General features: G+C 65.3%; 20 protein-coding genes and 2 pseudogenes. 12 read left to right on the top strand and 10 right to left on the bottom strand.

All coding sequences use genetic code 11. The annotated features are described in order from the left end of the window. Positions 1-71: 71 nt before the first annotated feature. The 6 genes from FBY33_RS04845 (at position 72) to FBY33_RS04820 (ending at position 4,746) form a co-directional block, all read left to right on the top strand. Positions 72-647, top strand: coding sequence for a single-stranded DNA-binding protein (locus FBY33_RS04845; protein ID WP_056335900.1), 576 nt, complete (start codon positions 72-74; stop codon positions 645-647). Positions 648-771: 124 nt separating this feature from the next. Continuing rightward, positions 772-1,011, top strand: a complete 240-nt coding sequence (rpsR, locus tag FBY33_RS04840) for a 30S ribosomal protein S18 (protein ID WP_003800144.1) — start codon at positions 772-774, stop codon at positions 1,009-1,011. Positions 1,012-1,028: 17 nt separating this feature from the next. Next, on the top strand, positions 1,029-1,481 hold the full coding sequence (gene rplI / locus FBY33_RS04835; protein WP_018769834.1) for a 50S ribosomal protein L9: 453 nt from the start codon (positions 1,029-1,031) through the stop codon (positions 1,479-1,481). A 78-nt stretch (positions 1,482-1,559) separates the two neighbouring features. Further along, positions 1,560-2,408 (top strand): PhzF family phenazine biosynthesis protein, encoded by an 849-nt coding sequence (locus tag FBY33_RS04830; RefSeq protein WP_142029540.1) that lies wholly within the window; start codon positions 1,560-1,562, stop codon positions 2,406-2,408. A gap of 107 nt (positions 2,409-2,515) precedes the next feature. Next, positions 2,516-3,142, top strand: a complete 627-nt coding sequence (locus FBY33_RS04825; protein WP_142029539.1) for an FMN reductase — start codon at positions 2,516-2,518, stop codon at positions 3,140-3,142. Positions 3,143-3,519: 377 nt separating this feature from the next. After that, a complete protein-coding gene (locus FBY33_RS04820; protein ID WP_235010449.1) occupies positions 3,520-4,746 on the top strand; it encodes a hypothetical protein in 1,227 nt (408 codons plus the stop codon). A 153-nt stretch (positions 4,747-4,899) separates the two neighbouring features. Here FBY33_RS04820 and FBY33_RS04815 read toward each other — a convergent pair whose 3' ends face one another. Both FBY33_RS04815 and FBY33_RS04810 read right to left on the bottom strand, forming a co-directional pair. After that, positions 4,900-5,466, bottom strand: coding sequence for a hypothetical protein (locus tag FBY33_RS04815; protein ID WP_142029537.1), 567 nt, complete (start codon positions 5,464-5,466; stop codon positions 4,900-4,902). Positions 5,467-5,479: 13 nt separating this feature from the next. Beyond that, entirely contained in the window at positions 5,480-5,785 is a 306-nt protein-coding gene (locus FBY33_RS04810) for a hypothetical protein (protein WP_142029536.1), read from the bottom strand. A gap of 641 nt (positions 5,786-6,426) precedes the next feature. On the opposite strand from FBY33_RS04810, the gene dnaB reads away from it, so the two are divergent. After that, positions 6,427-7,809, top strand: a complete 1,383-nt coding sequence (dnaB, locus tag FBY33_RS04805; protein WP_142029535.1) for a replicative DNA helicase — start codon at positions 6,427-6,429, stop codon at positions 7,807-7,809. A 1-nt stretch (position 7,810) separates the two neighbouring features. Here the strand turns inward: dnaB and FBY33_RS04800 are convergent, their stop codons facing one another. The 4 genes and pseudogenes from FBY33_RS04800 to FBY33_RS04790 form a co-directional block, all read right to left on the bottom strand. Continuing rightward, entirely contained in the window at positions 7,811-8,782 is a 972-nt protein-coding gene (locus FBY33_RS04800) for an acyl-CoA thioesterase (protein WP_142029534.1), read from the bottom strand. Positions 8,783-8,882: 100 nt separating this feature from the next. Further along, positions 8,883-10,694: pseudogene (locus FBY33_RS20925) on the bottom strand (rhamnogalacturonan lyase); the annotation flags it as partial. 630 nt (positions 10,695-11,324) lie between these two features. Then, positions 11,325-13,208: pseudogene (locus FBY33_RS20920) on the bottom strand (SGNH/GDSL hydrolase family protein); the annotation flags it as partial. Positions 13,209-13,631: 423 nt separating this feature from the next. Then, entirely contained in the window at positions 13,632-14,066 is a 435-nt protein-coding gene (locus tag FBY33_RS04790) for a DoxX family protein (RefSeq protein WP_142029532.1), read from the bottom strand. A gap of 135 nt (positions 14,067-14,201) precedes the next feature. Between FBY33_RS04790 and FBY33_RS04785 the strand changes: the two genes are divergently transcribed. The 3 genes from FBY33_RS04785 (at position 14,202) to FBY33_RS04775 (ending at position 16,689) form a co-directional block, all read left to right on the top strand. After that, the gene (locus FBY33_RS04785; RefSeq protein WP_142032556.1) at positions 14,202-15,527 is read left to right on the top strand and encodes an MATE family efflux transporter; all 1,326 of its coding nucleotides are present in this window, start codon (positions 14,202-14,204) and stop codon (positions 15,525-15,527) included. 94 nt (positions 15,528-15,621) lie between these two features. Next, complete coding sequence (locus FBY33_RS04780) at positions 15,622-16,212, top strand: hypothetical protein (protein WP_142029531.1); 591 nt, start codon at positions 15,622-15,624, stop codon at positions 16,210-16,212. A 99-nt stretch (positions 16,213-16,311) separates the two neighbouring features. Then, positions 16,312-16,689, top strand: coding sequence for a hypothetical protein (locus FBY33_RS04775; RefSeq protein WP_142029530.1), 378 nt, complete (start codon positions 16,312-16,314; stop codon positions 16,687-16,689). A gap of 55 nt (positions 16,690-16,744) precedes the next feature. On the opposite strand, the gene FBY33_RS04770 is transcribed toward FBY33_RS04775, so the two are convergent. Beyond that, entirely contained in the window at positions 16,745-17,290 is a 546-nt protein-coding gene (locus FBY33_RS04770) for a CGNR zinc finger domain-containing protein (protein WP_142029529.1), read from the bottom strand. Between the two features lie 71 nt (positions 17,291-17,361). Here FBY33_RS04770 and FBY33_RS04765 point away from each other — a divergent pair, with 71 nt between their 5' ends. Then, entirely contained in the window at positions 17,362-18,408 is a 1,047-nt protein-coding gene (locus FBY33_RS04765; RefSeq protein ID WP_442858317.1) for an EamA family transporter, read from the top strand. A gap of 104 nt (positions 18,409-18,512) precedes the next feature. Here the strand turns inward: FBY33_RS04765 and FBY33_RS04760 are convergent, their stop codons facing one another. After that, positions 18,513-18,776 carry a WXG100 family type VII secretion target gene (locus FBY33_RS04760; protein WP_056335858.1) on the bottom strand — a complete coding sequence of 88 codons (264 nt, stop codon included), beginning with the start codon at positions 18,774-18,776 and terminating at the stop codon, positions 18,513-18,515. Between the two features lie 212 nt (positions 18,777-18,988). Between FBY33_RS04760 and FBY33_RS04755 the strand changes: the two genes are divergently transcribed. Further along, positions 18,989-19,261, top strand: a complete 273-nt coding sequence (locus FBY33_RS04755) for a DUF2277 domain-containing protein (RefSeq protein ID WP_056335855.1) — start codon at positions 18,989-18,991, stop codon at positions 19,259-19,261. A 3-nt stretch (positions 19,262-19,264) separates the two neighbouring features. On the opposite strand, the gene FBY33_RS04750 is transcribed toward FBY33_RS04755, so the two are convergent. Next, a complete protein-coding gene (locus FBY33_RS04750; RefSeq protein WP_142029528.1) occupies positions 19,265-21,571 on the bottom strand; it encodes a heavy metal translocating P-type ATPase in 2,307 nt (768 codons plus the stop codon). Positions 21,572-21,598: 27 nt separating this feature from the next. Then, entirely contained in the window at positions 21,599-21,838 is a 240-nt protein-coding gene (locus FBY33_RS04745) for a heavy-metal-associated domain-containing protein (protein ID WP_142029527.1), read from the bottom strand. Between the last annotated feature and the right edge of the window lies 1 nt (position 21,839).

Here is a 21,839-nt window from a genome sequence, read left to right as displayed (position 1 = left end):
CAGCACCTTTCTTCATTCTTCACCCCGCAGGACACGCACTCTTCACCCAGGATCGAACAAGGAGGCAGTAGATGGCAGGCGAGACCACCATTACGGTCATCGGTAACCTCACCAATGACCCGGAATTGCGGTTCACACCGTCCGGTTCGGCAGTAGCGAACTTCACCATCGCTTCCACCCCCCGCACCTTTGATCGCCAGTCCAACGAGTGGAAGGACGGGGAGACCCTGTTCCTCCGCGCCGCTGTGTGGCGTGAAGCAGCCGAGAACGTTGCCGAATCCCTGACCAAGGGAATGCGCGTCATCGTTACCGGCCGCCTGAAGAGCCGTTCCTACGAAACAAAAGAAGGCGAAAAGCGCACCGTTATCGAGCTTGAGGTCGACGAAATCGGCCCCAGCCTGCGCTACGCCAACGCCAAGGTCAACCGCACCCAGCGCTCCGGCGGACAGGGTGGGGGCGGCTTCGGCGGAGGCAACAGCGGCGGTGGCTTCGGCGGCGGCAACTCTGGTGGAAACCAGGGCGGCAACGCCGGCGGAGGATGGGGTGGCGGCAACCAGCAGGCTGCACAGGACGATCCCTGGGCTACGCCCGGAGTCTCCAACGCAGGTGGCTGGGGCAACGGCCCCGATTCCGAACCTCCCTTCTAAAACCCAAACAACGGCCCGGCGCGGGGCTGCCGGGTGCCGAAAGGCACCCAAGGTACTGCCGCCGTCGGACCACCACCATCCCGTGGATCAATATCCACGGGCTCCCTAGAATAGGAGCTCCACGATGGCTAAGGCTGAACTCCGTAAGCCCAAACCAAAGTCCAACCCCTTGAAGGCCGCTGACATCACTGTCATCGACTACAAGGACGTAGCATTGCTGCGCAAGTTCATCTCCGACCGCGGAAAGATCCGCGCCCGTCGCGTCACTGGCGTCACGGTGCAGGAACAGCGCAAGATCGCCCAGGCAATCAAGAACGCCCGCGAAGTTGCTCTGCTGCCTTACTCCGGCGCTGGCCGCGGCTAAGGAAGGGATTAACTAACATGGCAAAGCTCATTCTGACCCACGAAGTAACCGGTCTCGGTGCTGCTGGCGATGTTGTCGAGGTCAAGGATGGTTACGCACGTAACTACCTGCTGCCCCGCAACTTCGCCCTGACCTGGTCGAAGGGTGGCGAGAAGCAGGTTGAGTCCATCAAGGCTGCCCGCGCCGCCCGCGAGCACGCTTCCCTGGAAGATGCTCAGAAGCAGGCCGCTGCACTGTCCGCAAAGCCGGTCAAGCTGGTCGTCAAGGCCGGCGAGTCCGGCCGCCTGTTCGGCACCGTCAAGCAGGGCGACGTTGCCGACGCTGTTGAGGCCGCTGGCCTCGGCAAGATCGACAAGCGCAAGGTTGAACTGCCCGCCCACATCAAGTCGGTTGGTTCCTACCAGGCCAACGTCCGCCTTCACGCTGACGTTGCTGCTGTGATCGAACTCGACGTGGTTGCAGGAAAGTAGTCCTCAACTGCATCAGAAGACCCCCGTTGCCGGTTCCGGCGGCGGGGGTCTTTCGTTGTCCGGTGGTAGCCTGCTCCGGTGAAACCGACACCGCGCAGCCGCCCCTTCCACCAAGTAGATGTTTTCGCCGGCCAGGCCTACCGCGGCAATCCGCTCGCCGTCATCCTTGATGCCCAAGGGCTGGATACGGCAACAATGCAGCACTTCGCCAACTGGACCAACCTTTCGGAGACCACTTTTCTCCTGCCCCCCGAGAATTCCCTCGCGGATTACCGGGTCCGGATCTTCACCGGTACCGAGGAGTTCCCATTCGCAGGCCATCCCACGCTGGGATCGGCGCACGCCTGGCTGCAGGCCGGGGGAGTACCCCGGTCAGACGGCCACCTGGTGCAGGAGTGCGCGGCTGGGCTGGTCCGGATAAAGCGCGACGGCGGGAGGCTGGCTTTCGCGGCACCGCCGCTGACACGTTCCGGCCCGGTGGATGCAGCCGTGCGCCGGCAGCTGGCCGAGGCGCTGCGGCTGCCCGCCTCCGGCATTGTCGACGCGTCATGGCTGGTCAACGGCCCTGAATGGATCGGTGTCCTGCTGGGGTCAGCGGCGCAGGTGCTGGCTCTTGAGCCGGACCAGGCGGCGATGGGTGACCTGAAGATCGGCGTCATCGGGCCCCACGAGCCCGGCGCCAGTACCGACTTCGAGGTCCGCACCTTCCTCCCCGGTGATGCCATGGCGGAAGATCCGGTCACCGGCAGCTTCAACGCTGGTGCCGCCCAGTGGCTCATTGGAAGCGGCAGGGCACCGGAGGAATACGTAGCCTCGCAGGGGACCGTCCTGGGCCGGTCCGGGCGCATCCACGTCAGCTCTGAGGGCGGGGACATCTGGGTGGGTGGTGATTCCACCACGTGCATCCGGGGGACTGTGCTGCTCTAATCCGGTGGCCTGGAGTTGGTGTCCGGGAATAGTTCCCTGCCACCGGCAGTTCAGAAGTGTAGATGCATATGCATGTATGCTGTGAGAACGAGAACCAGGAGAACGCCATGGAAACCCGTCGTATCACCGTCCTTTCCGCAGGACTGGGCGTACCTTCATCCAGCCGGTTGCTGGCTGACCAGCTGTCGGCCGCTGCCGAGCGGCAGCTCAGGGCCAGTGGCTACGAAGCGGCCGTGGACGTCGTCGAACTCCGGGACCTGGCCGTGGACATCGCCAACAACTTCGTCACCGGTTACGCCGCGCCACGCCTGGCGGAGGTCATTGCCGGCGTGGAGGCCTCGGACGGCATAATTGCCGTGACGCCGGTCTTCAGCGCCTCCTACAGTGGTCTCTTCAAATCCTTCATGGACGTCCTCGACCCAAAGTCACTGGACGGCAAGGCGGTACTGCTGGGTGCCACGGGCGGTACGGACCGGCACCAGATGGTCCTGGATTATGCGCTGCGTCCGCTGTTCAGTTACCTCCGCACACGTATCGCTGCAACCGGCGTCTTCGCCGGGCCGCAGGACTGGGGAACCGCCGACGAGGGCGGGGCGTCACTCGCCGACCGGATCGAGCGGGCCGCCGGTGAGCTCGCGCGATTGCTCGATGGGCCGCAGCCCGGCCGGAAGCCCGCCCCGCTGGAGTCCCTTCCGTTCGAGCAGCTGCTGGCCGGCATTTCCGGGAGCCGCTGACCGGCGGTCGGCAGCGCGTTCCAGCGGGATGAAGCGGCGGCATGGGCGGAATGGAACTGACGTCACTCCCTATGCACTCGGGGGTTAGGGGGTCGGGGCCGCAGGGTTTAGGGGGCGCGCCGGGGATTGTTTTTGGTGGCGCCACAGCCAACACTGAGCAATCTGGGGGTTGACTGATAATTCAACACCGGGGAGTGAAGTTGAGAGACCATCAAATATCCGACGGGGACGGGCACGATCACGCTGCCAGAGCTTCCTGGCCTTTTTACAGAAGGGGACCTGCCAGTCCCGGGAGCGGCCGCTTGCGTCGATCCCGGCTGGGGTTGCCCGCACTGCTGACAGCGCTGCTGGTTGTGCTTGCTGGGCTGGTGGCACCCGTGGGCGCATCCGCCGCCACGGGTGACGTGGGAACGGAAGGCCCGTCGCACTCAGGAACGGGGACGCCGACCGGTACCAAGCGGCAAACAAATTCGTTGTGGTTCAATGACGGGATCTGGTGGGGGAACCTGTGGGATGCCGCCAGTTCCAGCTTCCGCATCTTCCGGTTCAATGCCTCGACAAAGTCGTGGACCAGTACGGGTGTGGTGACCGAGTCCAGGGCGAACACGCATCATGACGTCCTGTGGGACGGGAAGACATTGTATGTCGCGAGCTTCCGGTTCGTCAATGACGGCCTGCCGGCCGAACCGAACTTCCCGACGACGATGCGGCGCTACAGCTACAACTCGAGCACCAAGTCGTACACCAGTCTGGGGTCGTCCCAAATCAACAACCAAAAAATCGAGACCATCTCGATTGATAAGGAGCCGTCAGGCCGCGTCTGGGCCACCTGGCAGCAGGGGAACCGGATCTATATGAATGTCACTGGCACGGATGGTGCCACGTGGGGCACCCCGTTCGCCCATCCGGCCTCGTTGAGCAATGTGTCCGTGGACGATAACTCGGCTGTGATCGCCTATAGCGGCAACAAGATCGGCGTGATGTGGAGCAGGCAGGTGGGGGACTCCACTGACGGCATGTACTGGAGCTACCATGTCGACGGAGCGTCCAAAACCACCTGGACCACTCCAGTTGCGGCGGTGAAGGGGCAGCGCAGCGGCGACGACCACATGAACCTGAAGTGGCTGGACGCTACGGCTGACAAGGTCTTTGCTGCAATCAAAACCTCCTACACATCATCGTCCCAGCCGCTGATCCAGCTGCTGTCATTGAATACGTCGACTTCGACCTGGACCGCAAGCACGATTGCCACCGTGGCTGAGTGCCCGAACAGGGTGATCGTCATGATCGACGAGGCCGCGCAAAAGGTGCGTACCTTCGCCACCTATCCGAAGCCGAGCGGCACCACGAACGCCGGTGTCTGCACCAGCTCGGGGGGTGCCATCTACGAGAAATCCACGCCGCTGAACGACATCAAATTCACCACCACGAAGACCGCCCGTATCGTGGACGCCGACCAGTATGTGCATAACGTGACATCGACGAAGCAGAACCTCAACAGTTCTGCGCGGGGCACGGCCAACAGCGGTCTGCTGGTGCTCGCTGATGTGAACGCCACAAACCGGTACTGGTCCTATTACGATTCCACTGGCGGCGCTGGGTAGGCCGGTCGCACCCTGGCTCATCTTCGCCCTGAGCCAGGTAAGAGCAAAGAAGATATGGACGGCCGGGACTGTATCCGTGAGGATGCGGTCCCGGCCTCCTTTTGCACGCTGGCCCCTGACCGTAGGCGGCCCCAGCATGCTTTGAAAGCGTCTTTAGTCGTCCAGCAGTGCGATGAACTCCCGGGCCTGCTTCAGGGAGATGTCAGAGTGCCTGGTCAACGCGGTGGCTGCCGCTTCGGTATCACCGCTGCGGGCCAGGGTGCGGATCCTGCCGTAGATCTCGTCGTTGAGCATGTTGCTGCTCACTTCGCGGGTTACGTCCCCCTTGCTGGCGATCGCGCGGTAGCGGTACGGAAACCTCTGTGGTTCGTCGTCGTCCTCCTCGGGCGCCTGCGCCGGCTCCGGGCTCCGGTAGGGCTGCGGGTGCGCTGCCAGGGCGCCTACGGCGTCCCGCGAGGCCCTCAGCCCCTCTCCGGTGACCTCGTAGTACAGCTTGATGGCGGCCATGGCCTGGCCCTGTGCAATCAACGCATACAGCCGCCGGTGTTCGTCTTCGGACAGCCGGGCTGCCGCAGCCCGGGCCAGTTCCTGCGGAGTGGCAACAGGCTGGATCTGGGCGGAGGCGTGCGCTGCTTTGCGCCGGCGGGCGGCACGGTAAGCGAGCGTGACCCCCGCGACCACGGCGAGCAGGATAAGGACCGGGACCACAAGCGATTCCATTTCATAAGCCGTTCTATGTACTTCCTGGCCCTCGCCAGGTGGTGTTGCCTGGCTTGCCATTCGCCAAACCATGTTCCTGCTGCTGGATGTACTGCTGCCTGTTTTGGCTTGGGTGGGTAGCCGCCTCCAGCCGTGCGCGTGCGGCGGTGGCCGCCTCGACCTGGGCTGCGTAGTGCCGGGCAGAACGCTCGGCGAGTTCGCGCTGGTACTTTTCGGCCTCCGACGTCCCGGCATCGCGAGGCCGCAGGGCGGTGGCAACGCCCCACATGAGCGCCACCAAAACAATCGCAGGCAACAGCACCAGCAGTAGATCGCCCATATGTAGAGCTTATTCCAGATCGCAGTTATCCACAGCAATATTCACTGCTTCGCATACAGTGCCCGTAGCGGCAGGTCAAACGTCCGGCCGGGAATATGAGGAGCGACACGTCCCATGCCAAATACTCCCGGCCAGCGCCTTCCGCCCTGTTTCCCCCAAGTGCCCCCTCCAGGGCCTGTGGATGAAATTCCGTGAAAGAAATATTTACTCCACATGCTGGCGCGAGTGTTTCCGCAGTTCAGAGGCAGGGCGGGCGGCAAAAAAAGTTGATATCCACAGAGTTCCCCACAGGCTGTGCACAAGGTATTCCCTGTACTGCACAGGTTATCCACAGCATCTGCGGACTGCTGGCTTTGCGGCGGGGGCCACGGCGGTTAGCGTAGCGGGGTACCTGTTCTCCCCAGCCCAAAAAGGGCGTTCCTGCCATGGTTTGGACCCCGGCGGACCGCCTCCTGCGCATCTCTGTGGAAAAGCTGTGGATAGTGGGGATAACTCCGGCCGGAGCCCGGCGTCCGGACCCCGGCGCTTGATTGTCAGGGCCTGCGGGTAGACCTGGACGGGTGGCGGAGCCGGTTGTCGGCTGCCGCGAACAGGATGGATCGCCAGGCCGCCAGGCCCGGCACAAATGGAGGACGGCAGCTTTGTCAATCGCGCATCTGGACCCTGTCGAGACAACCCGTGGATCGGACGCAAGCCGGAAGCCCCCGCAGGATATTGCTGCCGAACAATCGGTCCTGGGCGGCATGATGCTGTCCAAGGATGCCATTGCTGACGTCGTTGAGATCCTCCGCGGGCAGGATTTCTACCGTCCGGCGCACGAGACCATCTATGAGGCCATCATCGACCTCTACGGCCGGGGGGAGCCCGCGGACGCGGTCACCGTGTCCGATGAGCTCACCAAGCGCGCGGAGATCAACAGGATCGGCGGCCCTGCCTACCTTCACGAACTGATCCAGACCGTCCCCACCGCAGCCAACGCCGGCTACTACGCGGAGATCGTGGCCGAACGGGCAGTCCTTCGCCGGCTGGTGAACGCCGGAACCAAGATCGTCCAGCTGGGCTACGGCTCGGACGGCGAGGTGGAGGACCTGGTCAACCAGGCGCAGGCGGAGGTTTACGCCGTCGCCGAGCGCCGCACTGCCGAGGACTACGTGGTGCTGAAGGACGTCATGGAGTCCACCGTGGACGAAATCGAGGCGTCCGGCCACCGCGGAGAGGGCATGACGGGCGTGCCCACCGGCTTCTACGAGCTGGACGAGCTCACCCACGGGCTCCACCCCGGCCAGATGATCGTCATCGCAGCCCGCCCGGCCGTCGGTAAGTCGACGTTCGCCCTGGACTTTGCCCGCTCCGCGGCCATTAAGAACAATCTCTCCACCGTGATGTTCTCCCTGGAAATGGGCCGGAACGAGATCGCCATGCGCCTGCTGTCCGCCGAGGCCACCATCGGCCTCCAGGACCTCCGCAAGGGAACCATCAAGGATGAGCAGTGGTCCAAGATCGCCACCACCATGGGCCGCATGAATGATGCCCCCCTGTTCATTGACGACAGCCCCAATATGTCCCTGATGGAAATCCGCGCCAAGTGCCGCCGCCTGAAGCAGCAGCACGATCTCAAGCTGGTCATCCTGGACTACCTGCAGCTCATGAGCTCGGGAAAGAAGGTGGAGTCCCGCCAGCAGGAAGTCTCCGAGTTTTCGCGTGCCCTCAAGCTGCTGGCCAAGGAACTCCAGGTCCCCGTGATCGCCCTGTCCCAGCTGAACCGTGGATCCGAACAGCGGCAGGACAAGCGGCCCATGGTCTCTGACCTCCGCGAGTCCGGCTCCATCGAGCAGGACGCCGACATGGTCATCCTGCTCCACCGCGAGGACGTTTATGACAAGGAATCACCCCGTGCCGGGGAAGCGGACATCCTGGTGGCCAAGCACCGTAACGGTCCCACCAAGGACATTGTGGTGGCCTTCCAGGGCCACTATTCCCGCTTCGCCAATATGGCCGGCGACACCGGCGGTGGCGGCTTCTAGGTCAGCCCTGGGTGAGCAGGTGGTTCGGCAGGCGGTTGCCCGGCGCCGTTCCCCGGATCTCCAGGAGTTCGCGCGCGTGAGCGTGCAGCCGCTTGTCTTCACCACTGACCGGCACCCAGGCCGGAACAGGCACGGAGTTGCCCTCGTCGTCGCGCGCCACCATCACGGTGAGGCAGTACGTGGTGAGGGCCAGTTCACGGCCTTTGGGGTCGCCGGAACGGACGTGGACGGCGATGTGCATCCCCTTGGTCCCGGTGTAAACCAGCCGGGCCTCCACCTCCACCACGTGACCAATCAGCAGCGGGCGGTAGAAGCGCACGCCGCCGGAGAAGACCGCCACGGTGTCCATCCCGCAGTAGCGTGAGGCGCACACGTACGCGGCCTCGTCGATCCATTTCATGACGATGCCGCCGTGCACCTTGCCGCCCCAGTTCACGTCGGTGGGGGCAGCCATGAACCTCAGTGTCACGCGTTCGGCGGTACCGGCGTCGGTATATTCCTGCCGGTTCATGGCTTCAACGATCTGTTCCCGCACCTTGATCCTGGCCAGGGCGTGGTCGCGTTGCTCGATCTCAGCGGGGGTGCCGGGTTCGAACTGCTGAACCGGGATGGGCTTGCCGTCCTCGCCGACGGCCACGAAGATCACCATGCACTGGCTGCGCATGGTGGCAGGGCCGCCCTTCGGGTCGCCGGAGGAAACCACGGTGTGGATGTGCATTGAGGACCGGCCGGTGTAGACGATGGTGGCTTCCACCTCAACCATGTCGCCGCTGTTGACGGGATCGGCGAAGTGGATGTTTCCCACGTACGCGGTGACGCAGTAGGACTTGGCCCATCCCACCGCCGCAGCATAGGCGGCCTTGTCCACCCATTCGAGCACCGTCCCCGCGTCCACCGAGCCGCTGTGCCCCACGTCCATGGGTGCGGCGAGGAAGCGGAGGGTCACGGAGTTGGGGCGGCCGGTCTCAGTCATGCTGCGATCTTACTGAGGGCTCTGGTTACCGGCCGGTTGTGCCCGAAACAAAGTGCCCCGCCCGCCGAAACGGCGGACGGGGCAGCTGTGGGTGCAATACCTAGCGGCGGGTGTAAACGATGTCCGGCTGGGCCGGCAACTCCATGCCCACGCCGATAAAGAAGCCCGGGTGCGGGGGCTGGTTGTAGGCCACGTTTTCGCGGGCCACCGACTGGCGGTACACGGGATCGTGCATCAGGGTCCGGAGCCGGATGTCCGTGGTGGCCGTGGTGGTGTAGATGCGCAGCTCGGTGCTGTCCGCGGAGGGCCAGGCAATTTCCTCCCGCCAGTCGCCAAGGAGATCGGCCTGGATGGCAGGCGTTCCCTTGGTGCCGTTGTTGGACTTGGCACCCGTTGTGGTCAGCAGCCGGTCACTGGACTGGGTCTCCCAGTTCCACTTGGCGATGCTGGGTGTTCCGCTGTTGGCTGCTGCATCCCAGTCGTGGTCGACGATTTCGCGCAGCAGGTCACCGTCCCACCATGCCAGGAAGTTGGCCGCCGGGATCTTTTCCGAAATCAGCTCGCCCTTGACGGAGCGCAGCTGCCCCACGGGCGAATTCCAGGCAGCGTCGCCGCCGATGGCCCAGCCTTCGGCGCCGGGATAGCGGGGATCCACGTCTCCCATGGCGCCGCGGCCGGTGTCCTTGACGGCGGGGATACTCCACAGCACCCCGCCCGTCCTTGAATCCCGGAAGGTTGCGCCCAGGTTTCCGCTCGAGCCCATTTCCTCGTGCACGGCAAAGGTCTCCAGCCCGGGCCGGGACGGATCGAAGTCGCTCGTGTGGATGGCGTCCCCATGGCCCAGGCCGGTGCTGTAAAGGGGTTTGCCGTTGTCGTCGATGGTCATTGAACCAAAGACGAATTCGTCCTTGCCGTCAGCATCGACGTCCAGGACGGACATGTTGTGGTTGCCCTGGCCGCGGTACTGGGTACCGGCAATATCCGAATCGAACGTCCAGCGCTTGCTGATCCTGCCGCCCACCAGGTCGTAGGTGGCCAGCACCGTCCGGGTGTAGTAGCCGCGGCTGAACATCATGGACGGGTGCTCGCCGTCGAGGTAGGCCACGGCGCCCAGGAACCGGTCCACCCGGTTTCCGTACGTATCGCCCCACGCGCCGACGTCCCCGCGGGGAGGATCGTAGGGCACGGTGTCCATGATGGTGCCAGTGGCTCCATGGAACACGGTGAGGAACTCGGGTCCCGTGAGCACGTAGCCACTGCTGTTGCGGTAGTCAGCGCCGGCGTTTCCGATCACGGTTCCGGCTGCGTCACGTGTGCCGTCAGCGGTCTTCATGGCTACTTCGGCCTTGCCGTCGCCGTCAAAGTCGTAGGCGAGCAGCTGCGTGTAGTGCGCGCCCGCCCGGATGTTGGAGCCCATGTTGATGCGCCAGAGCTTGGTGCCGTCCATCCTGTAGGCGTCGACGTACACGGTTCCGGTGTAGCCGGACTGCGAGTTGTCCTTGGAATTGGACGGGGACCACATCTGGAGAATCTCGTAGGTCCCGTCGCCGTCAAGGTCCGCCACGCTGGCGTCCCCGGCGGAGTAGGTGTAGGGCTGCCCGTCCTTGGTGTAGTCGTCCGCCGGCTTATCGAGCTTAACGGCCAGGTAGTTCCGGGACATCGGCTGGAACTCTGCGGTCAGCTGGTCCCCGCCGTTGCCCACGGCCTTGATGACGTACTTGGAGGAAGCCGTTCCTGCCGGGTCCAGGAAGGTGGTGCTGTTGCGGATTGGCTCGTCGGTGAGCTGGACGCCGTCGCGGATGACGTGGAAGCCCACCTGCTCCGGGTCCAGTCCCAGCATGCGCCAGCCCACCCGCACGCCGTCGCTGGTGAGCAGGGCCACCGGTGCACGGTCCAGGTTCTCCATTTGCCGGTTCACCACGGTGACCTTCTCCGTGCCCACCACCGGGGAAGGTGCGGATTCGCCGCCCTTGTTTACTGCCGTGACACGGTAGTAGTAGCGGATGGTGGTCAGGACAGTGAAGTCGGTGAAATTCACCTCACTGGCGCGGCCTGCGTATTCAAAGGGGCCGTCCGGGGAGGTGGAGCGGTACACCTGGTAGGCCGCCGCGTCCTTGATTTTTTGCCATTTCAGGGTGACGCTCGTCTTTTCAACGGCTTTGACGTCCACCTTGACCGGGGCTGTGGGCGCCGGGGTGGAGGGATCAACCAGGGCGGTTTCCATCGTGTTCGAAGGCACCGATTCCAGCCCAGTGTTGTCGACGGCGGTGACGAAGTACTTGTACTTCAGCCCTGCAAATGCGGTGGTGTCCCGGTACGCCGCGTCCTTTACATCAGACGCGATGACCTGTGGCTCCGACTCGAAGGATGCCTGCCGGAAGACCTTGTAGGAAGCCACGTCAGGCACCGCGTCCCATGCCAGGTCCACCGTGGGCGGTTCAGCTGCTGCATTGACGGCGGTGCTGTGCAGGTTCGTGGGCCCCACCAGCAGCGGGGTCACCTCCAGTCCGTTCAACCGCTGGCCGGAGCCGCTGATGGTGAGGTTCAGCTGGCCATCGGTGACCAGGACCTGATTGATGATCTTGGTGGCGGAGGAAGCCTTGCTGGAGGACACCTGTCCGAACGGGGTGCCCTCGGCGGCAACGTCGGTCCGGGTGGAGCCGATCCAGTCGCTGTGGTAGGTCTTGAGCGCGTAGGTGCCGTTGGGCACGTCAAGCTGGAATTCGAAGCTGGACCCGCTGAGCACGAAGTCGCGCAAGAGGTTGCTGGTGACGGCGCCCCGGTCCCGGTCGCTGAGGACGGAGATGTCCTTGAAGCCGAATCCACGCCCGGGCGTGTAGGGCATGGTCCGGTTGACCTCGGTGTAGCCGGGCTCCACGGGCGCTCCCGCCGGGCCGAAGTCGAACTTGTACTTGGCCAGCTTGGTAGTGACCGCCAGCGGTGTGCTGGGCTCGGAGAGGCCCTTGCCGTTCATGGCCGCCACCCGGATGCTGTACGCGGTGCCCTCAGCAAGGCCTGCGAGGTTGGCGGTGGCCACAGTCGCCGTCGTAGTCAGTTTGTATTCGCTGTCCGGTTCGGCGGCCAGCTTCCGGTACACCTTGTAGATGTCCGCACCGTCAACCGGCTGCCACTTCAAGAGCGCGCCGGCGTTGGAAATGCTGCCCGCCACCAGGCCCTGCGGCTGTGCGGGAACGGACGACGGCGGCGCGATCTCCTTGGCGTGTGCAGCAAGCGGAAGGTTGAGCTGCTTCACCCCGTTGGCCACCAGGCGTGCGATCTGGATGGCGCCGTACTCCTGGAAGTGCGTGTTGTCCACGGTTCCCGTGGGCCGGTTGGGGTAGATCCCGGCATCCACATGAAGGAACACAGACTTGGTGTCCTCGGGTCCAATGGCGTCGTAGTAGGCACGGCTGGAGGCGGAGAGATCCACCAGGGCCACGCTCTCTTCGGTTGCCAGCTCCTGCATCTTCGCGACGTATTCCGGGAAGCTGACGTTGAACTTGCCCGTGGCTTCGTCATAATCGCGCCGGCCCACAGGAGTGACCAGGATGGGGACCGCGCCGCGCTGGCGTGCCCCGTGGACGTAGGTCCGCAGGTATTCCTTGTAGTCCGCGGGGGAAGCGTAGCGGTCATCCACTCCGATGGTGGCGTCGTTGTGGCCGAACTGCACCATCAGGTAGTCCCCGGGGTTGATGACCCGAAGGATCTCGTCCAGCCTGCCCTGGCTGATGAAGTTCTTGGAGCTCCGGCCGCCGATGGCATGGTTCCGGAACGTCACCGCACTGTCGAAGTAGCGGTCAATCATTTGTCCCCAGCCCGCCTGCGGGACGTACCCGGCATCGTAGGTCTGGACTGTGGAGTCTCCGGCAAGGTAGACGCCGGGGTCAGTGGTGGCCGTGCGGGGGGCCCGCGCAGCGATGACCAGTGAATTGATCTTGGCGGCAGTACCGCTGAAGTCGAGGTTGAGTTGTCCATCCACCAGGGAGATGGGGAATTCCATCTCCAGGTATTGGCCCGCAGGCTTGTCCGTGGCCTGGACTTTGGCGATCTTCTCCGCGGTAATGGCGATGTTCGTCGCTTCCGTGGCGTCCCCGGCGATGAGCTTTACCGTGTAGTCACCGTTGGGCAGGTCCACCAGGAAGGTACTGCCCTGGGCCTGGACAAAGTCGGACCGGAGGGCATCACCCGTCCCGCGGTCAGCGCCGGAGGTGACGGTGGTGTCCGTGAAGCCGAATTTTGCTGCTGCCGAATACTGCGCGCCGGCATCCACGGCCGTATAGCCCTCGGCGGTTGCGCCGGGGCCAAAGTCGAACTTGAATCCGCTTCCCACGGGAGGCAAAGCAGTTTCGGCGTGGACGGCCGGCAGGCCGGTGAAAGCCAAGGCGGCAGATGCTGCTGTGGCCGTCAGCGCGCGCACGGCAGACATGGCAGGGCGTCTGCGGGATGGCGGCCCTTCCGGAGGCCGGGGGATCGCTTGCGGGGGTTTGTTCACTGACATCTCCTTCGATGAGCGGCAAAGCGGTTCCTAGGGAGCGGTATTGGAACGATTCAAATACGCGCAGCCGTTCCACCTGGATAGGCGTGGCGAATGACGTTCCGGGAAAATACCCGTTGTGGATAACTGAGACCTGGGTGCGGGTGATGCAGCTCTCACTGCAACAGCTTCTGGTTTATCAGCCCACGCACCGCCCTGGCAAGCGTTTTCCCAACTTTCCCGAGGGGGTCCCGAATGTTCTGTCGGAGATGGGCTGGCGCGTCCGGGGGGCCTTGGAGCAGCGCCCTTAAATGCCCGACGGCGGCCGGGCACCTTGGGTGTCCAGCCGCCGTCGCACGCTTGGGGCAGGTGTTCCTAGGCCAGGACGGCCAGCCGGGAATTGCCGCGGCCGAAGAGGGCGCTGTCCAGGGAAAGCCGGCCGGCTCCGGTGAGTGCCAGGGCGAATGCGGCCGCCGCCAGGAGCAGGACGAGTTCGTAGCCGCCGTTGGCCGCAAAGATGCCGGCGGGAGCGTGCACCAGGAAGAGGGCGCCCAGCATGTCCAGGGCGAGGAGGGCAGCCACCACGCGGGTAAGGATCCCCAGGATGAGGGCAATGCCGCCCGCGAGTTCCAGTACGGCGATGGCGGGTGCCATGACCTCCGCTGCCGGTACGCCCATCTTGGCGAAGGATGCCTGGGTGCCGGCGATGGTCCATTCATTGAACTTCTGCCATCCATGGGCTGCGAACAGGAAGCCGAGGATGATGCGCAGGGCGGCGAGGGCGGTGGTGGTGAGTCGTGACTGGTTCATGGATACCACCCTCCCAAGCTGATAGTTGAACTGTCAACTAATTGTGACGGACTGTGGCCTTTCTCATGCCCCGGGGTCACTGTCTCCGGTCACCATTAGGCTGGCACCGTGCCCCAACAACCCGCTCCCGCCGCCGTGACCGGCACCCAGGGCCATGCCCGCGAGATTCTCCGCCTTGCCGTCCCGGCCTTCGGCGCGCTGGTGGCTGAACCACTCTTCCTGCTGGCGGACTCCGCCATCGTGGGGCACCTTGGTGTTGCCCAGCTCGCGGGTGTGGGGCTGGCATCCGCGGTGCTGCAGACCGCCGTCGGACTCATGGTCTTCCTGGCCTACTCCACCACGCCCGCCGTGGCCCGCGCCATTGGTGACGGGCAGTCGGGCAAAGCCCTTGCGGCAGGGCGCGACGGCGTCTGGCTGGCATTGCTCCTCGGCGTGCTCCTCGCCGTGGCAGGCTTCGCGGCGGCAGAGCCGCTGATCGACCTGATGGGCGCCGAGGGAAGCGTCCGGACCTTTGCCATCGACTACTTCCGCTTGTCCATGCCCGGCTTAGTGGCGATGCTCCTGATCTTCGCCGGCACCGGCGTGCTCCGCGGACTGCAGGATACCCGCACGCCGCTGGTGGTAGCCACGGCAGGATTCGGTGTCAATATCCTCCTGAACCTGTGGCTTGTGTACGGCCTGGGAATGTCCGTGGTGGGTTCGGCGGTGGGGACCAGCTTGGCCCAATGGGCCATGGCGGCTGTCTACGTGGTGATGGTGCGGCGCAGCGCCGTCCGGCATGGCGTCAGCCTGCTTCCCAGCTGGCGCGGGATCCGCAGCATGACGCGGGTGGGATCCTGGCTGATGCTGCGCACGCTCAGCCTGCGCGCCGCCATCCTGGCCACGGTGCTGGTGGTGACGGCCCAGGGCGAGGTCAACCTTGCCGCCCACCAGCTGGCCATGACCATCTTTTCCTTCCTGGCGTTCGCCCTGGATGCCCTGGCCATCGCTGCGCAGGCGCTCATTGGGAAGGAACTTGGTGCGTCCAATGCGGACAGGGCCCGGCTGCTGACCCGGACGATGATCCGCTGGGGTGCGGGCTTCGGCGTGGTGACGGGCCTGCTGCTGGCAGCGGCCGCCCCGTGGGCCGGATTGCTGTTCACGACCGATCCCGAAGTACAGCAGGTGCTCACCACTGCCCTCTGGATCCTGGCGGCCGGGCAGCCGATCGCCGGCTACGTGTTTGTCCTGGATGGTGTGCTGATCGGCGCGGGGGACGCCCGGTACCTCGCCCTGGCGGGGCTGGTGAACCTTGCGGTCTACGTGCCGCTCCTGGCGGGGGTTGCGCTGTCGGGTGCTGCCGGCAGCGCCGGGCTCGTGTGGCTTTGGGTGGCTTTCGCGCTGGGGTACATGGCGGCGCGTGCCGTGACCCTTGGCCTGCGTGCCCGGTCGGACCGCTGGATGGTGCTGGGCTCTGCCTGACAGTGAGGTTCTGCCCGGGGCGTGGCGCAGCATGACGATCCGGCGGGGCAACGGTCCGGTTAGATCTTCCAGCTGCCGCCACTAAACTGGACCGGTGACGCAACCATCCACCCCCGCGGGCGCAGCTCCCGGAACCACGCCCCGTAACCACCTCTGGAAGCCGGTCCTGCTCCGCGCGGCCGTCGCCCTGGTGTTTGGTGCCGTGACCGTTTTTTGGACGTCACCGTCCGTGGAGGTCATGGGCTGGGCCGGGGGACTCTACCTCCTGGCGTCCGGCCTGGTCTTCCTGCGGACCGTCCCCGCAGCCGGCTTCGCGCAGAACTCGGCGCCCGGCAAGTTGCTGTCCGCCAGCGGTGCGGTCCTGGCGGGCGCCGGTTTTGCCGTGCTCCTCCTGCACAGTGACCTGCTGTTCGGGGTGATCGCAGCCCTTGGCCTGGGCGTGGCCGGCGTTCTCGAGCTTGCCTGCGGCCTGCAGTACAGGGGCCGCCATGTACTTGCCCGCGACTGGATTGCGTCCGGTGTGATCGGGATCGGAACCGCGGTGCTGTTGCCCTTCTTCATCAACCTCGGCGCCCATGCACTGCTGGGCGTTGCCGGTGGAGGCGCCATTATTTCCGGCGTCCTGTGGGTACTTTCCGGATTGACGCTTCGGCACGATGCCCGTGCCGGCGCGGGGAAGCCGTAAACTAGGAGGAGCGCCCTTCTACTTTCTGTAGAAAATCCGGTGCGACACCGCAATTCGTAAACCAGGCCGGCCGTGCGCCGCCTGCAGGGAGGAACCACTGTGGCTGACCAGCATCAAGGAAAACCGCGCAGGCTGCGGACCTCGGTGAAGGGGCCGCTGATGTTTTCGGCATTCTGGGCCGTCGTAGCCTTCGTTGCAGTGTTGATCTTTGCCTCAGGGGGAAGCGCCCGCGCACCCCGGTTCGACCTTGCCTTCACAGCCGCCGGCATCGCCTTCATAGCCACCCTGGTGGTCGCCGCAATGCTGTCGATGAGCTACAAGGAGAACGCCGAGCACCTGGGCAAGGGATCAGGGGTGAACCTGAGCTCGGCACCTAAGAGGCCATCCCAGGCAGCGCCGGGCCACGGCTTCGGTGCTCCCGGCAGCCAGAACCCGCCGGCATCCGGCGAGGACACGGACGGCACGCCCCAGCGCTGAGCTGCGGCTATCTCCACTTGATTCCCAGACGCAGGGACACTGAGCGGGAACAGCACTATCCCGCCGCAGCCTGCCGGGCCCGGTAGGCCGCAACGTGCGCGCGGTTGGCGCAGTTGCCGGTATCGCAGTACCGCTTGGACCGGTTGCGGCTCAGGTCCAGCACGGCCGCATCGCAGTCCTCAGACCCGCAGATCCGCAACCTGTCCATCTCCTTGCTGCGGATCACATCAGCCAGGGCCATGGCCGCCTCGGTGCTCATCCGGTCCGCAAGGGGTGCTTCCGGTGCCGTGGCGTGAAGGTGCCAGTCCCATCCATCGTGCTTCACCAGCTGCGGCAGCGCGTTGGCGTCCCGCAGCAGCCGGTTGACCGTATCCACAGCGGCGTCCTCATCCGCTGTCCACACTGCCCACAGTTCCCGCCGCAACTGCCGCACGCTTTCGAGTTCCCCGGCGTCCCGGCTCCGGGAGCCGGAAAATCCCTCCGTGGCCAGGAAGCGGTCCAGGTCCGCAACGGAGACCAACCCTTCCCTGCCGTTCGCGGCGGTATTGATGAGGTTCACCACCGTCCGCAGCGCCACTTCAGTGTCAGGGGCGAAAACCATGTTGACTCCTTACAGCAGCCAAGCGTAGTGTCATGGGCGTTACCCCACTTTACTCCTGACAGGAGGCGACGGTGCCTGCCGCCCAAAACCACACCCCCATCCGGGAACTGCCCATAAGGCGTGCCGGCTTCCAGGCTTCCGGGCTGGGCATCGCGCTGTTCTCCTCCGCCGTTTTTGGCCTGTCCGGATCCTTCGCCAAGTCGCTTCTGGAAACCGGCTGGACCCCGGGGGCTGCCGTGACCGCCCGCCTGACGGGAGCTGCCCTGATCCTTGCGCTGCCCGCGGCGTGGGCACTGAAGGGCCGCTGGAGCCAGTTGAAGGACAATTGGCTCACCATCGTGCTGTTCGGGCTTATTGGGGTGGCGGCCTGCCAGTTGTTCTACTTCAACGCTGTGGCCCGGCTCTCCGTGGGCGTCGCGCTCCTGCTGGAGTACCTGGCTCCGGTGATCATCGTCCTGTGGCTCTGGGCCGCAAGTCGCCGGCGCCCACGCGTTTTGACTGCGGGTGGGACGCTGCTGTCCCTGGCCGGGCTCGTGCTGGTCCTTGACCTGACCGGGGCCGTCAAGGTTGACCTGGTGGGTGTGCTGTGGGGGATGGCGGCGGCGGTCTGCCTGGCCATCTACTTCTTCATCACGGCAAAGGAAAACGACACTTTGCCCCCCATCGTGCTGGCCTCCGGCGGCCTCATGGTGGGTGCCGCCGTCATGTGGCTCGCTGCCGCCACAGGCCTGCTGCCCATGGCCTTCGGCACTGCGGACACAGCCCTAGGCCCATGGACCGTGCCGTGGTGGGTTTCGCTTGCCGGGCTGGTGGTGCTGGCCACCGTGCTGGCGTACGTTTCGGGAGTGATGGCGGCCCGGGCCCTCGGCTCCAAGGTGGCGTCCTTTGTGTCACTCACCGAGGTGCTGTTCGCCGTGGTCTGGGCGTGGCTGCTGCTGGGGGAACTTCCCGGTGCCATTCAGCTCCTGGGCGGCTTGTTGATCGTGGGCGGGGTCATCCTGGTCCGGCTCGATGAGCTGCGTTCTCCCGCCTCCACTGCTTCCAACGACGGCGGCAAGGGCGCCCACGTGCCGGCGTCGCCGCTGGACCACGCCAACGACGTCGAGCCCGTCCCCTAGGCGCGAAGGCCCGCCAAGCCAGGTGCCGCCGTCGGACGCCAATAAAAAAGGGGCAGGGACACTTTTCGGTGTCCCTGCCCCTTTGCCGGAATGTGGCGGCAAGCCTAGTTGGAGGCCTGGCTCTGCTGCTCGGCGTTCCGCTTGGCCTGGCTGCCGGCTTCCTTCAGTGCCTCGGCAACCTTGGTCAGCATGGTGGTGTGGGTTCCGGACCACTCCTGGCGGAACTTGTCAGCGTCCGGGCCCTTCCAGTCAGTGCCGCTCAGGACCTTGGTAAGAGTGGACTTCTGCGTCTCGATCTCGGACGCCCCTGCCTGAAGCTTGCTGCCGAGCTGGCGAAGCTGCTCAACGTCTGCACCCCAAATAGCCATCAGTTTCTCCTTGTTAGGTAGTGGATCCGAACCAGATCGGCATCCCCAGCGGCCCCCCGGCTCATCCGGAAGATCCATTGCCTAAAACCTATCCCGGCCCCCAAACAGTGTCGATGGGCAGCCCTGCCCATGCCGGGCTCCCCATGGACGCCGGGTGGAGACCATGAAAAAAGGGGTCGATCCCAGGCGTTGGAAGAGCCTAGCATGTGGTTATGTGCCGGAATATCCGAACCCTCCACAACTTTGAGCCGCACGCCACGTCCGAGGAGGTGAATGCGGCCGCGCTGCAGTACGTCCGCAAGGTCAGCGGCAGCACCAAGCCGTCCAAGGCCAACCAGGAGGCCTTTGACGAGGCCGTGCACCAGATAGCGCACATCACGCAGCACCTGCTGGATTCCCTGGTGACGCAGGCGCCGCCGAAGGACCGGGAAGCGGAAGCGGCCAAGGCCAGGGCGCGCGCCGCTGTCCGTTACGGCGCCGCCTGACCCTCAGCGTTTCCCGAAGCTGCGCAGCCGCAGCGAGTTGGCCACCACCAGGACCGAGCTGGCTGCCATGGCCCCGCCGGCGATCATTGGGTTCAGCAGGCCCAGCGCGGCCACCGGGATCCCCACCGCGTTGTAGAAGAACGCCCAGAACAAGTTGGTTTTGATAGTGCCCAGGGTTTTCCGGGACAGTTCGATGGCCTGGGCCACCTGGGCCAGGTCGTTACCCATCACCGTCAGGTCGGCGGCTTCGATGGCCACGTCAGTCCCGGAGCCCATCGCAATTCCGAGGTCCGCCTGTGCAAGGGCTGCAGCATCGTTGACGCCGTCCCCGGCCATGGCCACCGTGGCCCCGCCCGCCTGGAGCTTCCGAACTGCCTCCACCTTCCCTTCCGGCATGACACCGGCATGGACATCGTCCGGAGCGATGCCGACGGCGGCAGCCACCCGGGCGGCGACGGCGGCGTTGTCCCCGGTCAGCAGGATGGGCCGCAGGCCCAGCGCCTTCAGCCGGGCGACGGCGGCGGCGGAGCCTTCCTTGACAGTGTCCCTGAGGCTAATGATTCCGGCAGGCGTGCCATCCACTGCAACACAGATGGCGGTGGCGCCGCCTTCCTCGGCAGCCGCCAGCTGCGCCTGCTGGCCGGCGTCCAGGGCAATGCCGTACTGCAGCAGCCAAACGCTCCGTCCAGCCATCACGCGCCTGCCCTCGACGGTCCCCGATACGCCACCGCCGGGAGCGGAACTGAACCACTGAACTGCCGGCAAGCTAACTGCCGCCAAGTGTGCGGAAGGCGACGCACCGCCGTCGTGCGCTGCATGGACCAAAGGTGCGGCGGAAGCTGCTGCTGCGATGGCGCGGGCCACCGGGTGCTCACTGGCGGCCTCAACGGCTCCGGCGAGCCGGAGGACGTCCCCTTCCAGGAAGCCAGGGAACGCTGCCGTGGCGTCCACGGCGAGGACACCGGTGGTGACCGTCCCCGTCTTGTCCAGCAGGATGGTGTCCACGGTGCGGGTGTCCTCCAAAACCTGCGGGCCCTTAATCAGGATGCCCAGCTGCGCGCCGCGGCCGGTGCCCGTCAGCAGGCCAACCGGGGTGGCCAGGCCCAGTGCGCACGGGCAGGCGATCACCAGCACCGCGACGGCGGCCGTGAATGCCTGCCGCAGGTTACTGCCGTCGGCTCCCGGGCCGGCCAGGACGAGCCAGAGGACGAATGTCAGGGCGGCGATGCCCAGGACCACAGGGACAAAGACGGCGCTGATGCGGTCGGCGAGCCGCGCGATGGGGGCCTTGCCGGTCTGCGCCTGCGATACCAGGCGCGCCATCTGGGCCAGCGTGGTTTCCGAGCCAACCCTTGTTGCCCTGACCAGCAGGCGGCCGAAGGTATTGATGGTGGCACCCGTGACGCGGCTGTCCGGCCCCACCTCGACAGGGACGGACTCACCCGTGACCAGGGAGGCGTCCACGGCGGAGGCGCCGTCCACCACCACGCCGTCGGTGGCGATCTTCTCGCCCGGCCGGACCACCAGGACATCGCCCACCTGCAGGCGGTCCGCAGGGATCTTCTCTTCCAGGCCGCCACGCAGGACGGTGGCATCCTTGGCGCCAAGGTTTAGCAGGGCCTGGAGCGCGTCGCCTGCCTTTTGCTTGGCATTGGCCTCCAGGTACCGGCCCAGGAGCAGGAAGGTGGTGACCACCGATGCCACCTCGAAATACAGGCCCCCGGGCATGCCCTCCATGCCGGGATGCTCCGTCATGCGGGGGTCCGCCAGCAGCTGCCACGCCGAAAACAGGTAGGCGGCCGCCACCCCGAGCGACACCAGGGTGTCCATGGTGGAGGCGAGATGGCGCGCATTGACCGCTGCCGCCCGGTGGAAGGGCCACGCCGCCCACGTGACCACCGGCAACGCCAGCACCGCCGCCGCCCAGCCCCAATTCGGAAACTGGAACGCCGGGATCATGCTGACCAGGAACACCGGGATGGTCAGCACCGCGGCGAGGATGAGCCGCGGGCGGATGCTCGATACGGGGATCGCTGCGCTCTGGTCTGCTCGTTGGGCTTCAGTGCGCTGCTGGCGGACGTGTGCCTTGTAGCCGGCTGCTTCCACCGTTGACGTGAGTTGTTCGTCGGTGATCCCCTCGGGGACCGTGACGTAGGCGGATTCCAGCGGGAGGTTGACCGTTGCCGACACGCCGTCGAGCTTCCCGAGCTTCTTCTCCACCCGGTTGACGCAGGACGCGCAGGTCATCCCCTCGATGTCCAGTTCGACGATCCGGGTGCCCGGTTGGTGCAGCAGTTCTTGGTGGCTCATGTCAGCTTTCCGGTCGTATTGGGGTTTCTAGGCCTCGTTGGCGACGACCAGGTAGCCCGCCTCGGCGACGGCTTCCCCGATGTCGGAGGGCGGGAGTTCCTTGCTTGAGGTGATGGTCACGGTGGAAATGCCGCCGGCGTTCAGATCGACGTCCACTGCTTCAACGCCTTCCAGGGCCTCGAGTTCTTCACTGACGGCCGACACGCAGTGCCCGCAGGTCATGCCGGAGACGCTGATTGTCGTGGTGGTGGGGGAGGTGGTGCTCATG

The sequence above is a fragment of the Arthrobacter sp. SLBN-112 genome (genome assembly GCF_006715225.1).
GTDB lineage: Bacteria > Actinomycetota > Actinomycetes > Actinomycetales > Micrococcaceae > Arthrobacter.
The sequence above is the reverse complement of the archived record's forward strand: the minus strand, read 5'-3'. Positions and strand labels throughout refer to the sequence as shown.

Excerpts from the sequence above, each read along its gene's own strand:
- FBY33_RS04750 (WP_142029528.1), bottom strand. The coding sequence starts at position 21,571 with ATGAGCCACCAAGAACTGCTGCACCAACCGGGCACCCGGATCGTCGAA.
- rplI (WP_018769834.1), top strand. The coding sequence starts at position 1,029 with ATGGCAAAGCTCATTCTGACCCACGAAGTAACCGGTCTCGGTGCTGCT.
- FBY33_RS04770 (WP_142029529.1), bottom strand. The coding sequence starts at position 17,290 with ATGGTTTTCGCCCCTGACACTGAAGTGGCGCTGCGGACGGTGGTGAAC.
- FBY33_RS04825 (WP_142029539.1), top strand. The coding sequence starts at position 2,516 with ATGGAAACCCGTCGTATCACCGTCCTTTCCGCAGGACTGGGCGTACCT.
- FBY33_RS04800 (WP_142029534.1), bottom strand. The coding sequence starts at position 8,782 with ATGACTGAGACCGGCCGCCCCAACTCCGTGACCCTCCGCTTCCTCGCC.
- FBY33_RS04815 (WP_142029537.1), bottom strand. The coding sequence starts at position 5,466 with ATGGAATCGCTTGTGGTCCCGGTCCTTATCCTGCTCGCCGTGGTCGCG.
- FBY33_RS04745 (WP_142029527.1), bottom strand. The coding sequence starts at position 21,838 with ATGAGCACCACCTCCCCCACCACCACGACAATCAGCGTCTCCGGCATG.
- rpsR (WP_003800144.1), top strand. The coding sequence starts at position 772 with ATGGCTAAGGCTGAACTCCGTAAGCCCAAACCAAAGTCCAACCCCTTG.
- FBY33_RS04845 (WP_056335900.1), top strand. The coding sequence starts at position 72 with ATGGCAGGCGAGACCACCATTACGGTCATCGGTAACCTCACCAATGAC.
- FBY33_RS04810 (WP_142029536.1), bottom strand. The coding sequence starts at position 5,785 with ATGGGCGATCTACTGCTGGTGCTGTTGCCTGCGATTGTTTTGGTGGCG.
- FBY33_RS04760 (WP_056335858.1), bottom strand. The coding sequence starts at position 18,776 with ATGGCTATTTGGGGTGCAGACGTTGAGCAGCTTCGCCAGCTCGGCAGC.
- FBY33_RS04755 (WP_056335855.1), top strand. The coding sequence starts at position 18,989 with ATGTGCCGGAATATCCGAACCCTCCACAACTTTGAGCCGCACGCCACG.
- FBY33_RS04790 (WP_142029532.1), bottom strand. The coding sequence starts at position 14,066 with ATGAACCAGTCACGACTCACCACCACCGCCCTCGCCGCCCTGCGCATC.